Consider the following 255-nt stretch of genomic DNA (forward strand, 5'->3'; position numbering starts at 1 on the left):
GCCTCGGGTCGATCATCGGTTCGGGCTGGCTGTTCGGCGCGTGGAAGGCGGCGAAAATTGCAGGTCCGGCGGCGGTTTGCGCCTGGGTCATCGGCGCCGTGGTCATTCTGGCCATCGCGCTCACCTATGCCGAACTCGGTGCGATGTTCCCGGAGTCGGGCGGTATGGTCCGCTATGCCCGCTACTCGCACGGCGCACTGGTGGGCTTCATCAGCGCGTGGGCAAACTGGATCGCCATTGTCTCGGTGATCCCGA

Annotated in this window: 1 protein-coding gene; it reads left to right on the forward strand. The window is 65.5% G+C overall.

What is annotated here, in order from left to right:
- Nucleotides 1-255: amino acid permease (locus tag AB4Y44_RS42680; protein ID WP_368702844.1), on the forward strand; the 255-nt coding region annotated here is incomplete at both ends.

The sequence above is a fragment of the Paraburkholderia sp. BR10937 genome (genome assembly GCF_040965695.1).
Classification (GTDB): domain Bacteria; phylum Pseudomonadota; class Gammaproteobacteria; order Burkholderiales; family Burkholderiaceae; genus Paraburkholderia.